The following is a 14,188-nucleotide window of genomic DNA, read 5'->3' on the forward strand; positions in this document are numbered from 1 at the left end:
CCTTGACAGGGCTGATGGCTTTACGCAGATTGGGTGCCAGGGACAGAAGTTGTCGTCCTGCTTTCACTGTAGCGCTTTCCAGCTTAAAACGTGTCTGCCGTCACAGTCGAATGGGGCCAGTGGGGTCGATTCTGCGCTCAACTGCACGTGACCCGGCGATGCACCAAGGCATGGGCAGTTCTCCCCGTGTGGTGTATTACTAACCGGTATTGCTGTGGCTCGCTAGTGTTGGCCCTCTGCGGTAACTAGGCTTGGGAGTAATCGTGACATTTAGGAGTAAGACCATGACAGAGCAACAAACGCCATCGGCGCCGGCCACCACAGGCCCCGGCGTGGCAACGGTCAGCACTGCTGTAGCCGGCCCCTTGACCATTCGCGACCTGGCAGTGCTGGGATCCGTTGCACTAATTTTCATCGCCTCACTGGTGCCGATTATTGTCACCATCGCCGGAACCTTCAACCTGTGGAATGCTGCTGGACTGTTCTACATTGGCGTCGGCGTCATCCTGCCGCTGGCTGTGGGCGCTCTGTTCCTGGTCCGCCGGCTGAGCCCTGCGGTCAAGATCCGCATAGGTTCGCTGTCCATTGACCAATTTGCTTCTGTTGTGGCATGTTTCGCCACGTTCTTCTTCTTCACCGGAACCGTAACCACCTTCGGTATCGCTTACTTGCTGGGCCTGGTGGGTTCGCTGGTGCTGCTCACGGCTACTGTTTGCGCACAGTGGATCCCCATGCTGGCCTCGGATTTTGCCGGCCGGCCTGAAGTTCCTGCGCATGTTGCAGCGCGCGACGCCGTTCCCGCCGTTGCGCGCGCCTCGGCCGCGAAGACCGTGGTTGCCACCCATGACGTTGCAGCTTCACGCTCGAACAGCGGTGCGGCCGCAGGCGTTGTGGCTGGAGTCGCAGCTGCCGGTGCTCACACCACCTCGCAGCCCCACGCGTGGAACGCCCCGCAAGCAGCAGCAGGGCACACGGCAGCCGGCCAGATTTTCACCCCCGCCAAGGAAACCCCTGCAGCAGGCGTCGGAGCTGCTGGTGCAACTGCTGGCGCCGCTGCCCAAACCGTGGCCGACGCGGCACCTGCAGCCACCGCAGCTGCCCAGTCCGCAACGATCGCGGCCGCGGGCAGCACTGCCCCGGCTGCCCAGTCGACAGTCCACACAACTGCGCACACAACGGCGCAGCCCACAACCGCCCAGCCGGCCGCGCAAGCTGCCGCGGCCACCTCCGCTCATTCGGCCGCCCAGGCCAGCAGCCAGAGCGCCGCTGCGAACACCGTGGCGGATCAGTCCGCGGATGCACCCGCGACCACGCTGAACCCCCAGGTGGCCGAGCCGGCAGCGGTTTCCTCGGCACCTGCCCCCGTCGCTACTCCCGTCAAGGAGAGCATCGCCGCCACCGTAAACCCCAAGGCCAGCGCCGCCCCCGTGGTGTCTGATCCCTTCTGGTTTGCCGTTGACCGTCCCCAGAACGTGATTGATGAGAAGACCCGCCAGTTTGTTTTCAAGCTGACACCCGGCTCGTGGATCTTGGCACTGGAAGACCGCGGAAGCAGTTTTCTGGTCCAGGACAGCCACGGCAAGACAGGCATTTTGCTTGACCTGGTGGGCATTGAGCGGGCCTCGGACAGCCAGTAGTTCTCAACGAAATGGTGGCAAAGGAATCGACGCTGGCACTCAAACGCCGGGCCCGGAAAATCAACCGCGAACTGGCGCAGCTATACCCCTATGCGCACGCAGAACTGGATTTCCGCAACCCGTTTGAGCTGCTGGTGGCCACCGTGCTCTCGGCGCAAACCACCGATGTCCGCGTCAATGCCGTCACCCCGGCACTGTTTGCCCGCTACCCGGACCCGTTGGCGCTGGCCCAGGCCCACAGCGTGGACCTGGAAGAGCTGATCCGGCCCACGGGATTCTTCCGGGCCAAGGCGGCGAACCTGCTCGCGCTGGCCACGCGCCTTGTCGATGAGTACGACGGCGTGGTGCCAGGTTCCCTGGAAGCCCTGGTTACGTTGCCGGGAGTGGGACGAAAAACCGCCAACGTAGTGCTGGGCAATGCATTTGGCGTTCCTGGCATCACCGTGGATACGCATTTCATGCGGTTGGCCCGGCGATTTGGCTGGACCGAATCCAGCGATCCCGTGCGGATCGAAGCCGATGTGGCTGCCTTGTTCGAGCCCAAAGACTGGACAATGCTCTCGCACCGTGTGGTTTTTCACGGCAGACGCATTTGCCACGCCCGCAAACCCGCCTGCGGAGCCTGCCCGATCGCGCACTTGTGCCCCGCCTATGGAGATGGCGAAGTTGACCCTGTAAAGGCTGCCAAACTGCTCAAATATGAGCTTGCTGCCGGAGCCGAGGATCTGTTGGCGCGCATGCTTGCCGATGTGGATATGGCCGCGCAGTACAGGCAAGAGTTCCAGCGCGCTGCTCGGGATTCGGAATCAAAGCTGTGAGTGCCTACGCGGATCTGGCGGCGCTGGCCGAAAAAGCAGCAGCCACGGCCGCGTTGCCGGCAGCCTTGAGGGCCGGACGGCCGTCGTTGTGGCAACCAGCCATGGACAGGGACTCCGCCCGGCAAGCGGCTGTGCTGATGCTCTTTGGTGCTTTGGATGACGTACCAGCCACCTCAACAAAGCCGTTGGTGTCGGCCGATTTGGACGTACTGCTGATTGAACGCGCACACACGCTCAGCGATCACCCCGGCCAGGTGGCTTTTCCCGGTGGCGGAGTGGATCGAACGGACGCCACCATCGTGGCTGCCGCGTTGCGCGAAGCCGAAGAAGAGACTGGTCTTGACCCGACAGGGGTTGAAGTATTGGGCATGCTGCCCGAGGTGCCCTTGCCCGTCAGTAATTTCTTGGTGACACCGGTGGTGGGATGGTGGGCGCGACAATCGCCTGTGGATGTTGTTGACTATGGTGAGTCAGCGCAGGTTTTCCGGGTGCCGGTGCGGGATCTGCTGGATCCGGAGAACCGGGTCAGTGCAGTCTTGAAACGAGGCAGGTTTCCCTACAAGGGACCCGCTTTTGTGGTGAACGGCGTGGTGGTGTGGGGGTTCACCGCGGGCATCCTCACGTATGTTTTCCAGGAATTGGGCTGGGCAGTGCCGTGGGATGAAAACCGCGAAATTCCTGCCCCCATCTAGCGCCTGAAAACAGTCACGCCTTCCTTGATGGTTTCCAACACCTGAATGTCCTTGACCGCGTCGGCAACTGCCGTCAGGGGATCGACGTCGAGCATCACCAGATCAGCCAGCATGCCAACTTTCAACATACCTTTTCTGTGCTCCTCGAAGAGTTGGAAGGCCGGTCCGGTGGTGAGGGCCCGCAGTGCCTGGTAGCCGCTGACCCGCTCGTGCGGGCCAAGAATGTTCCCGGACCGGGTGGTGCGGTTCGTGGCGGTGAAAATCATGAAGAACGGGTTCAGGGCTGTCACCGGGAAATCGCTGTGATTGGACACGACTAACCCCTTTTCCAGAGCAGATTTGAGGGGACTGATGAACGCTGCCCGGCCCTCGCCCGTGTTGGCGCGGTGCACATCGCCCCAGAAGAATGTGTGGTTGGTGAAATAGCTTGGCGTGATGCCGAGCCGCACGTAGTCCGCCAGTTGTTCCGGGTGCTGGAATTGTGAATGGATGGCTACCGTCCGCAAGTCGTCGGCAGCTGTGGTTCCTGTTTGTTCCACGGCCCGGATGAGCTGGTCGATGGCGGCGTCGCCGTTGACGTGGGTGTACAGCTGGACGCCGTGCATGAGGGTGCCTTGCACGAGCGCAGCGAAGGACTCGAACGGCATCATGGGCTCTCCGCACCAATCCGCCTGGCCGTCCAAACCGCCCGTCAGGTACGGACTTCGCATATACGCTGTGCGGCCCTGGGGTGAACCGTCCTGCAAAACTTTCAGTCCGGCGATCTTGAATCCGTCACTGTAACTTCCCGTGGGGTACTTTGGATTGCCCAACCATTGGGGCGCTTCCATGAATGAGCCCAGAACTGCGATGTCCAAATAGAGCAGCCCGCCAGCTGCCGCCGATTGGTAGAGATCCAGATCGGCCACAGTGACGAAACCGTCCTGGGCGTGGGTGTACCCCTGCGAGGCATAGTCCTGTTGGGCGGCGTCGAGCAGGCGAAGCTTGTCCCCCGGGCTGAGAACCGGCAGCTTGCTCACCACGAGGTTCATATACGCCGTTTCCATGAGCAGCCCCGCCGGGTCCTGCGATCCTGGCAGCCGGGCGATGACACCGCCGCTGGGCGTTTGCGTGGTGGCATTGATGCCCGCCCACTGCAGGGCCGCCGAATTCAAGACGGCGCCGTGGCTGGAAACGTGCACCAACATGACCAGGGCGTCGGGGAAGAGCGCGTCCAAGTCGTTGACAGTGATGTGCCGGTTTTCGGTCAGGGCCTCCTGGTCGTAGCCATAACCGATGAGCCACTCGCCGGGGCCAATGCTGCGGCTGACCCTGAACGCCTCCAGTGTTTGCAGAACTGTGGCAATGTCAGTGCAGTGGCCCAGGGGTGGCGGGCCCACGTTCACCCTGTCGGCAAGGTCAAAAGCTGCAGAAAAGTGACTGTGCGCGTCAATGAACCCGGGGAGCAGGGCTGCCCCGTCCAGATCACGTGGTTCGGCGGCGGGGAAACGCTCCCGTGCCGTCGATTCGTCGCCAACAAAAACGATCGTGCCGCCGCTGATGACCAACGATTCCACATACTTGGGGGCCGGGCCGTCCATGGTGAGGATGCTGCCGTTGCAAAAAACTTGTTCAGGATGCGTGCCACGGGCTGCCCGGAGTAGGGGTGCGGCCGGTGCTGTGGCGGGCGTTGACTGGGCATCGCTCATGCGGGGCCTCTCACGGGTTGCTTTTGCCGTTGCGGGTGGCCGTACAGCCACCCTGATTCACTTGGCGTCAGCGTAGCACTGGACAACACTGACGTTGACGGGAAACTCCAGCGGAATCTTGCCGAAGATCAGTTCGGTGGCGGCCCTGGACGACTCGTGCACAATCTGGGTTACTTCCTCCACCAAGGCGTCCGGGCAGTGCACCATGACTTCATCGTGGAGGAAGAACACCAACGCCGGTGCGCCCCCACCCGCCGGACTGTCGCCGACGGTTGGTGAGGCGGCCGGCAGAGACCGCAACCGGCGTCGTAATTCCGCCAACCAGCAGCAGGCCCATTCCGCAGCCGTCCCCTGAACCACAAAATTGCGGGTAAACCGGCCACGGGAGCGGGCCGCCGATTCAGCCCTGCGTTGCTCCTGGGCCGAGTCGCTTCGCTGGCTGTCGTGCCACTCGGTGGTGGTGGGCGGGGTGCTGCGGCCCAAGTAGGTACTCACGCGTTCGCCACGTTCCCCGGCCCGGGCTGCCCGTTCCACAAAGTCCAGTGCGCGGGGATACATGCGCGCCAATTGCGGCACCAGGCGCCCCGATTCGCCGGAGGTAGCGCCGTAAATGGCGCCCAGCAAAGCAATTTTAGCCATGCTGCGGTCGCCGCCAAATCCTTGCGCCGCAATTCCGGCATACAAGTCCTTGTTGTTCCCGGCGTCGTCCTGGCCCGCCGCTGCCATGGCCGTGTCCTGGGCCAGGGCTGCTAGCACGCGGGGCTCCAATTGCGCAGCATCGGCCACAATGAGTGAGTAGCCGGGATCGGCCACGGCCGCGCCCCTGATCTGTGCCGGGATCTGCATGGCACCACCACCGCGGGATGCCCAGCGGCCGGACACCACACCACCCACCACGTATTCAGAGTGGAAACGTCCGTCATGAACCCATTGTTCGAGCCAGTTCCAGCCATTCGTGGTGAAAAGTCTGCTGAGTTTTCGGTATGCCAGCAGGGATTCGATGGCAGGGTGCTTGAACTCCATCAGTTCCCAGCTTCTGGTGGATTTGGCGTCGATCCCGGCCCGGTGCAGAGCCCGCATCAGCTCCTGTGGAGAATCAGGATTCAGTGATGGTGCGTTGAGGGCGGTGCGCAGTTCCCCTGCCAGGGCTTCCATTTTTTCCGGGTGCGTGTGGATGCTGGGTTCGGGTCCGAGCAGTTCATGCAGCAGCCTCCTATGTAGGTCTTCCCGCCAAGGGATACCTTCATATTGCATCTCAGCAGCCACTAAAGCGCCGGCAGATTCTGCACTGAGTAAAAGTGTGAGCCGGGAGGGGCTTGTGGATGAATGAATGGCGGCCTTTTGGGCCCCAAGTTCCTTTGCCACGGTGTCCAAGTCCCACGCCCTGTGGGCAGCAATGGCCGGGGGTGCGTCAAACAAGCTTTCCTGGCCGGTGTTGATCCCGCCGCGGGAAATTCCTCGCTGGAGGGACTCGTTTTCCGGTGGTACGGGGGTGAACTGCCGGTGGTAGTCGCTTGTCGCAGCAAACTCTGAGTGCAGCAAGATGTTCTGGCAGAGGGTCAAATCGTGGCACTTTTCAACCCGAACGTTGGCTGCCAGCAGCTCCGGATACCAATGCGCTGCCCGGTCCCATACCCAGCGGGGACGGTGCTCGTGCTCAATGTTGCGCACCAGCTCGCCGAGACCCGTTCGGGACACGGCCCTGGCGGGGGCGGCGGGCGTGCCGTCGTCGTGCCTGAGCTGAACCACCACAGTGGGACTGTCGGGGGCTATGGCCAGCAATGCGTACATAGCTTCTATTCTCCACTGGCGGATTGCTTAATTCCTCCACAGCCACCCTATGGTGCCCCGTTGTCCACATTCTGTCCTTGGGCTCTGGAGACCCAGGCGCTGCATGGTCACAGTTGTCCTATGAGAAGCAGCAAAAGCCTGCCCCGCGGGAAGGCGGGGGACCCCTGGCTCCCACGCCGCGACACCACTGTGCTGCTGCTGTCGGCCACGCCGGAACTGCAGGGTGAAGTGGGGCGGGTCAGTGCGGCAGGCGCGGTTGAGCTGCTGATTGGGCAGGACCTGGAGCAGTTGCCTGTGCAGTGGGATGATGTTGCGGCGGTACTGGTCGATTCGGTTGTTGAGGTGGGACTCGCCGGTTGGCGTGGTCCAACCGTTGTTGTGGGGTTTGCCCACGATGCAGGGCAAATGTGGCGCCAGGCAGCACGGCTCGGGGCAGATAGGGTAGCCATTTTGCCGGATTCAGCGCAGTGGCTGGCCGACTACTTGGCGTGTCTGCACAGTCCCTCTCCGGGGGCTGGGGTGGTGGGCATTGTGGGAGGTTGTGGCGGGGCAGGTGCTTCAACATTGGCAGTGCTGGTGGCTGCCGAAGCTGCTGCGCGCGGTACCCGAACCCTGTTGATCGATGGTGACAGGTGGGGAGGAGATTTGAGCGCTGCCATGTCTGCGCAGGATATTCCGGGGCTGCGCTGGCCGGAACTGCTGGGCGTTTCCGGATCCATCAATCCTGAACAACTGGCTGCCGCACTTCCCCACGTTGGCCCCTTGACGTTCATCTCGTGGGACTCAACGGGGCGGCCGGACACAGAAGGCACCGTGGCTATGAGGGGTCCTGCCTCAGCGGGGAGCCGGCCCGTGGCCGCACACCAATCCCGGCTACCCCTGACGGCAGGGCCCCAAGCCCCGCCTCAAGCGCAGTCTGCGGTGGCTGAAGTAATGCGGGCGGCTCAGGGAGCATTTGGTCTGGTCTTGGTTGACGTGGGCCGAACACCCGAGGCCTTCAGGACTTTTGCAGTTCACTGCAATGGACTGCTTGTGGTGGTCCCGGCAAGAACGCGGGCTGCTTCGGCTGCGCTGGCGATGATGGACTCGCTGCCGCCCATGCCGGTTGCCGTGGTGGTCCGTGGCCCGGTGGCGGAGGGCCTCGACGCGGCCATGGTGGCCGATGCTATGGGCCTGCCGTTGGTGGGCGAGTTTCCGCGCCTGCGGGGAGTGGCTGCAGCGTTGGACTCGCAGCGACTCCCAGAGTTGTTGCGACGACGGCGCGTACGGATGCTGGTGGCCAGCGCGCTTGAGTGGATGGCAGGGGACAAAAGTCTGGCCCGCCGGTCCCGGGGCAGGAGTCAGTCATGAGTGCGTCAGCACACAACGAGAACTTCCCCCGGAACCCCTGGGATAGTTCCGCCGGGCCGGAGCTGGTGGATGCTGAGCTGCTCGACGTGGTTCGCAGGACAGTTCTGGCCCACGCAGGGCCTGTGACGGACCTTCAGGTGGCAGCTGCCGTGCGGGAAAGCGGGCGGTTGCTCGGTGCCGCAGGATCTTTGGTGGCCATGGACAGGATCACGGCCGAACTCAATGGCCTGGGCCCCTTGCAGGCGCTGGTGAGGGACCCTGCTGTGAGCGACATCTTTGTCAATGCACCGGACTCCGTGTGGCTTGATCGCGGGATGGGCCCTGAACGCGTCGCGGTCCGGTTTTCCGATGAGGGGGAGCTGCGCTCGTTGGCCGTGCGTCTCGTGGCAAGCGGGGGTCGCAGATTGGATGAAAGCAGCCCGTGCGTGGATGTGAAGATTGCCTCCGGTTACCGGGTTCATGCGGTACTGCCTCCCATCTCCGCCACCGGAACGCTGCTGTCCATTCGCATGAAACACAAAACTGTTCTAACCCTGGATGAGTTGATGGCCACGGGAAGCGTGGAGCCGAGGCTGGCTCGTGTCCTGCAGAAGGTCATTGAATGCCGGCTGAATTTCCTCATCAGTGGGGCCACAGGAGCCGGCAAAACCACATTGCTAACAACTCTCCTTGGTCTGTGCCCCGCACAGGAACGGCTTGTCCTGATAGAAGATGCTGCCGAGTTGGAGCCGGAGCATCCCCACGTGGTGACGTTGGAAGCCCGTCACGAGAACGCAGAGGGTGCCGGAGCAGTGGATTTGGCGGAGTTGGTGCGTCAAGCCTTGCGCATGAACCCCGGGCGTTTGATAGTGGGCGAATGCAGGGGCAGAGAAGTCCGGGAACTGCTCATGGCACTGAACACCGGGCACAGCGGTGGCGGCGGCACCATTCATGCAAACAGTGCCCGTGACGTGCCCGCACGGCTCACGGCGCTGGGGGCCCTGGCATCCATGAGCCCTGAGGCAGTGTATTTGCAGGGCGCCAGTGCCCTTGATGTCATCATTCATCTTGAAAGAATCCAAGGACGCAGGGTTGCCGCAGAAATTGCTGTGGTGGAACTCCGCGACCGCCAGCTGACCGTGGTGCCTGCGCTAACTCTGCATGTCCAGGCAACACCACTGCCTCGAGCTGATGTCACTAGGCCGGAGCTGGCTGATCAACTTGTTCAAGGCAGTGGCTGGCCCTCGCTTGCCGGGCGCCTGGGCATAACCGAAAACTTTGATGTACCGTCCGTGTTAACCCCCGCAGGACCACAACGAGTGGTGCCACCGTGAGGGCAATACTGATGCTGGTCTTGCTGTGCGCGGCCGGCATCCTCCTTACTCTTGACACCTCCGCCTGGCGGAAGCCGCCGGTCGTGGGCAGAACTCGCCAGATTCCCCGTATTCGGAACAAGCACGCTCCGCCGGAGGATTTACCGCGATTGGTCCGTCAATTGGCGTCACTGTTGGCGGCTGGAAGGACAGGACCAGTTCTTTGGGGAGCGCTAGGCCACGTGCTGACAGTGGAAGCTGACGGTGCAACAAGCGAGCGTGGGGGCAGTGGAAGGAACCTGTGGTCCACGGGTCCCTCGCAGGCACCACCTACACTTTCTCAACTGCGGATCAACGGTCCACCACAGCCTGCTGACGCGACCATCTTGTTGGTCCTGGCCGTGCAACGGGCCAGCACCTTGGGGCTGCCAGCATCTGCATCAATACGTGAGGCCTGTACAGCGGCACTCGCCAATGAGCGCGGGCATCCCACAGCCCGGGGCGCTGCGCTGACGGCTGAGCAGCACAGAACCTGGTTGGAGCTGGCTGCCTGTTTTGAGGTGTGTGAGGCCAGCGGTGCGGGCGTGACAGGAGTTCTGAATCGGCTAGCTGCAGCCATCGAGGCCGAACAAGACGCAGCAGCCTTGCGGGAAACCGCACTGGCGGGCCCACGAGCCACGGTGCGCCTGTTGAGCTGGCTGCCTTTTATTGGGCTCGGTCTCGGGATGTCGATGGGGGTGGACCCCCTCGGGGCGCTCCTAGGTGGGCCGATTGGTTGGACGGTGCTCGCCGTTGGTGTGACTTTTGCGCTCGCAGGTTGGGCTTGGTCCAGCAAAATGATCGCCACAGCGGCGGCTCCGCCCACAGCTCGGAGAATTCGCACCGCCAACATAACTGGTGGATCCCAGCACCGCATACGCAGGTTGCCATGACGGGATCAATTCTGGTTTTGGCCTTCTCCATGGTGGCATCGTGGTGCCTCTGGGGGGCAAGTTCCGTGGCTGCGATGCGTGCCCAGGGTCATCATGATCCCTCAGGTCCGACTTGGCAGAATTCACAGGCGAAAAAGTTGGTGCCCGGAGTTGCCGGGCGCAAGCATCGAAGACAACAACCCGGCGGGTCCGATGAACCGGCCGCCGGCATAGAGGACGTGCCGCTTCTGCTGGAACTTCTAGGCACAGCACTGGATACCGGGCTCACAGTGCCGGGCGCACTGCGCCTGGTTGCTGGTGTTTCGGCGGAGCGCATTCGTGAGAGTTTGCTGCGTGTGGTGGCAGGACTGGAGATTGGAGCGTCCTGGCACAACGCGTGGGAGGGAAACATGGGGCGCCCTGACGTAGCCCAGATCCATACTGCCCTCAGCTTTGCTGCATTGACGGGAGCGGCGGCGGCGCCCCTGCTTCATGCCCAGGCGCAGCAGTACCGGCGAACCGCCAGCCGCCAGGCTGAGAAGAGGGCAGCAGCCTTGGGTGTCAAACTCGTTGTTCCACTAGGACTTTGCTCGTTGCCAGCCTTCATCGCCTTGGGTGTGGTGCCTGTGGTGATGGCCATGATTCCAGCCCTGTGACATGGATGTTCGCCAGGAATCGGCTGCGAAGGCCCGCTTCATTCATCCACAGGCACAGCCAGTGAAGGGTTAGTCCACGGATTGCACAAGTGCCCTTTTATGGGCGTGGGGACTGGAGCAGGCTTGGAGCTACCAGCCCACACATCGCTGAACGTTCCCAACGCCAGCGGCGGAGCTCAAAGACGTATTTGCATCAAAAACTGCAGACAGCAGTTGTGGAATATCAAGGAGTTCAGATGAATAGTAATGAATCCGCACAGGGGCAGATCCTCGGCGCAGATGGCACGTTCGTCGCCGAGAACGTTCGTGAGATCTTTCCCGGAGCAATCAGGAATCGCCCTGTCGTGAACACCAGAATTCGTCCGGTGGCAGAGGGCAGACATGTGGCCCACAGGAGCCTGGAAGCAGGGATGGCGACAGCTGAATACGCCATAGCCACACTGGCCACCGTTGGCGACTAATGACATATTTCATCTAGACTCACTCTATGGCCTCTAGAGACCCCAATAACCCAAGGATCGCAGTCTATGCCCGCCAGTCGGCGGATGAGGAGCAAGGCATCACCCAGCAGATCGACGACTGCCGCGCAGAGGCCAAGTACAAGGGTTGGCGGATCGTTGCTGAGTACCGTGACAATGACACCAGCGCCAGCAAGTTGCGTGGCTCCGGCACGCAGTGGGCGGCGATGCTCAAGGCCTTCGACGCCGGAGAGTTCGACACAGTATTGGCCAACGACGTTGACCGGCTGACACGCAATCTGAGTGATGTTCTTGAGCTGAGTGTCCCACGCCGCACGATCCGGGTACTCACCGTCCGTGGGGGGATCGACACAGCGGTGGATGACTTCATGTTCAAGCAGCTGGTACTCCTAGCAGAGCGTGAAGTGAAGCTAAAGGCTGCACGGGCCAAGCGGTATGCGCTAGAACGCCGTGCGACGGGTCACCCGACGGCCGGCATGGTCCCGCACGGCTACAGGTGGGTGGCGAAGCAAGACCGCGATGAACAGGGAACCCGGTTCGTGATCGATCCAGACGAAGCACAGGACGTGCGGCAAATTTTCAAGGAGTTCCTTGCTGGCGCACCCTTGGGGCAGGTGGCCCGGGACCTGAACACATCTGGACGGTCTACCCGAAGAGGTGCTCCGTGGCGTGCCTCTACGATAAGGCGGGTGTTGCTGAACCCCGTGTACGCAGCCCTACTGGCGCCAGCACAACCAACCGGGGAGTTCGACTCGACGAAGATTCGAATTGAAGAATGTGTCCCCGGCGCTTGGGCACCGGTGGTGGACCTGGATCAACTACTCGCCACGCGCGGGCGCCTCATCGGTGTCAAGCCCAATCACCAAGGCACGGCCCGGAAGTGGCTGCTCGCTGGTTTGGCTGTCTGCGGGGTCTGTCGGGAATTCGTCCGATCAGCCGCAGGAGAGACCCATCCAACCGCAAAAGTTGATGGGTCTGGCAAAGCGCCCACGAAGCGTTACCACGCGTACCGCTGCGTCAGGGGCCACTTCATGAGGAACGGTGACATCATAGATGCGTACGTTGCGGAGGTCTGCATTGCCCGGTTATCACAGCGGGATGCAATGGCGCTGCTCGCATCGCGTCCGGATACTGCCGACATCGCTGTGCTCCATTCCCGCCGACTCGAACTCCAAGGGCGCGATGGTGCTATTGCCTTTCTGATCGCCTCCGGAAAGATGAGCCCGAAGGCTGCTGAGGGAGCACTGGACGACCTTGCTAGCGAGCTTCGAACTGTAAACGATGAAATTGCTGAAGCCGTAAGGCATGACCCACTAGCTGACCTTGCAGGAGTTGACGATGTACGTGCATGGTGGGACCACTCGACCTTGGCCCGCCGCCGTGCTGTGGTCGAAATGCTCATGACTGTAGTCATCAAAAAGGTCGGCCATGGTAACCGGATCACTACGCTACCTGCCGCCGAGGAGACTGTTGGTATCGAACCTCGGCACGGTGTTGCCTAACGTCAGAGACTTTGACGATGCCGATCGGTCACCTCGGCGGGATCTTGGGTGGCCAGGCACAAGACCTGGTTCTAGAGGGAGCCGGCCAATGCCAGCTGCCGACGTTGCTCCAATGGCCAAGTCCGACGGACAGTCACGGACTCTGGGCCGGCATGCCTAGACCAACAACCAGCGGTGTTAGCGGATGCTCCTTTTTATGGGTGCGAACTCTACAAGCATGGCTTCCCCTCACGACTCTGGATGCCACCAGGGCATTTACCAAGTCGTATAATCCGGCCGTATGGCACCACCCGACGCCTGGTCCATTGGCCGGGCCTGCCGCCGCGCCCAGGCAGCAGACACGGCGTCCTCACCCCGGGGTATGACTCTCGGATAACGCCTGGACCACTGGCCATGCGGCGGTTCACATGGTCGTTGGCGAGGCACCGAGGCACTGGGCCCTACCCCGGCCATCCATGCCGTCCACCCGTCCAGGGGACCTCCCGAGGTGCTATCCGGCCCCTGCACGAGCGCTGCCACTTCGTCACACACCCGCTACCGAATGTGCGGTCCTAACATCTACTGCATAATTGTCCAATGACTTGGGGACAAAATGAGTGGTTATGGCTGGCCGGAATCCTTATTGCTGTGATGATTAGCTGGTTCTTCGGGCGGAAGTTCGGCAACAGAAGACGAAAGCTCCTCTTTGCTTGGGATGCGGTGCAGTTAATTGCTGGAACAAGTCGGGCCAAGGGCGCCCTCGAGGTGTCCTACGGGGGGACGCCGGTCGTGGACCCATACATTCTGCAGATCACACTGAAGAACATCGGATCTGCTGATATTTCCTCATCGCACTTCGATGCTATGAGGAACCTTGAAATAGTGCTTCCCAACGGCTATCTGACTGTTGTTGACATCAATTCTGTCGATGTGGAGCCCGATATCGATCAAATTGCCAACCGCATCCGCATCAAGCCTGTACTACTGCGTCGAGGGGCTAGAGTCTCACTGGATGTTCTCGTCGACGGGAATCCTGAAGTGCAGCTCGACTCACCATTGCAAAACACAGATATAGCTCGTATCGATCCCGTTGCACGAGCCGCAGAAGCTATGAATCAGTCGTCAGATCCACTTGGATTCCTCGTGGGATTCCTCATGAAGGTGGTTAAGGACGCCCTTTCAAGGTAAAGAACCGGCTAGCTGGTCCCTTATGCGGCGCGCAACCCAGACTCACGCATGACAAGGGAATTCTAATTTGGTGCGGCTGATTATCAGCTTGTCAGCCGATGGGGGCAATAGATTTGGGGGCTTCGATCACGCCCTCTTTCTTGGCGGACAGTCAAACATCAAGGGGAACACCAGCCGGCCGCATGTCGTCGTCAACACCTGGCGA

11 protein-coding genes are annotated in these 14,188 nt (G+C 61.6%); 9 read left to right on the forward strand and 2 right to left on the reverse strand.

The annotated features are described in order from the left end of the window. The first annotated feature begins 284 nt into the window (after positions 1 to 284). The 3 genes from CVS27_RS00650 to CVS27_RS00660 are packed head-to-tail and all read left to right on the forward strand — an operon-like array spanning position 285 to position 3,147. Positions 285 to 1,637 (forward strand): hypothetical protein, encoded by a 1,353-nt coding sequence (locus CVS27_RS00650; RefSeq protein WP_103463814.1) that lies wholly within the window; start codon positions 285 to 287, stop codon positions 1,635 to 1,637. An 11-nt stretch (positions 1,638 to 1,648) separates the two neighbouring features. Beyond that, positions 1,649 to 2,455, forward strand: coding sequence for an endonuclease III (nth, locus tag CVS27_RS00655; RefSeq protein ID WP_103463815.1), 807 nt, complete (start codon positions 1,649 to 1,651; stop codon positions 2,453 to 2,455). Then, positions 2,452 to 3,147, forward strand: a complete 696-nt coding sequence (locus tag CVS27_RS00660; protein WP_243399999.1) for an NUDIX hydrolase — start codon at positions 2,452 to 2,454, stop codon at positions 3,145 to 3,147. Before nth ends, CVS27_RS00660 begins: the two co-directional genes overlap by 4 nt. Here the strand turns inward: CVS27_RS00660 and CVS27_RS00665 are convergent. Both CVS27_RS00665 and CVS27_RS00670 read right to left on the reverse strand, forming a co-directional pair. Further along, positions 3,144 to 4,835 (reverse strand): amidohydrolase, encoded by a 1,692-nt coding sequence (locus CVS27_RS00665; RefSeq protein ID WP_103463816.1) that lies wholly within the window; start codon positions 4,833 to 4,835, stop codon positions 3,144 to 3,146. The genes CVS27_RS00660 and CVS27_RS00665 overlap by 4 nt on opposite strands. Positions 4,836 to 4,892: 57 nt before the next feature. Further along, positions 4,893 to 6,626, reverse strand: a complete 1,734-nt coding sequence (locus tag CVS27_RS00670) for a bifunctional 3'-5' exonuclease/DNA polymerase (RefSeq protein WP_103463817.1) — start codon at positions 6,624 to 6,626, stop codon at positions 4,893 to 4,895. 120 nt (positions 6,627 to 6,746) lie between these two features. Between CVS27_RS00670 and ssd the strand changes: the two genes are divergently transcribed. The 6 genes from ssd to CVS27_RS00705 all read left to right on the forward strand — a co-directional run bounded on the left by ssd (position 6,747) and on the right by CVS27_RS00705 (position 13,983). Further along, positions 6,747 to 7,976 (forward strand): septum site-determining protein Ssd, encoded by a 1,230-nt coding sequence (gene ssd, locus CVS27_RS00675; RefSeq protein WP_103463818.1) that lies wholly within the window; start codon positions 6,747 to 6,749, stop codon positions 7,974 to 7,976. After that, positions 7,973 to 9,289, forward strand: a complete 1,317-nt coding sequence (locus CVS27_RS00680) for a TadA family conjugal transfer-associated ATPase (RefSeq protein WP_103463819.1) — start codon at positions 7,973 to 7,975, stop codon at positions 9,287 to 9,289. The genes ssd and CVS27_RS00680 overlap by 4 nt, the downstream gene beginning before the upstream one ends. 907 nt (positions 9,290 to 10,196) lie before the next feature. Continuing rightward, complete coding sequence (locus CVS27_RS00690) at positions 10,197 to 10,835, forward strand: type II secretion system F family protein (protein WP_103463821.1); 639 nt, start codon at positions 10,197 to 10,199, stop codon at positions 10,833 to 10,835. Positions 10,836 to 11,071: 236 nt separating this feature from the next. After that, positions 11,072 to 11,296, forward strand: coding sequence for a DUF4244 domain-containing protein (locus tag CVS27_RS00695; protein ID WP_103463822.1), 225 nt, complete (start codon positions 11,072 to 11,074; stop codon positions 11,294 to 11,296). A 26-nt stretch (positions 11,297 to 11,322) separates the two neighbouring features. Further along, positions 11,323 to 12,816, forward strand: coding sequence for a recombinase family protein (locus CVS27_RS00700; protein ID WP_103463823.1), 1,494 nt, complete (start codon positions 11,323 to 11,325; stop codon positions 12,814 to 12,816). 576 nt (positions 12,817 to 13,392) lie between these two features. Further along, complete coding sequence (locus tag CVS27_RS00705) at positions 13,393 to 13,983, forward strand: hypothetical protein (RefSeq protein WP_133162843.1); 591 nt, start codon at positions 13,393 to 13,395, stop codon at positions 13,981 to 13,983. Positions 13,984 to 14,188: the final 205 nt, after the last annotated feature.

Origin of the sequence: Arthrobacter glacialis (assembly GCF_002909445.1) — a bacterium.
GTDB classification, from domain to species: Bacteria; Actinomycetota; Actinomycetes; order Actinomycetales; family Micrococcaceae; genus Specibacter; species Specibacter glacialis.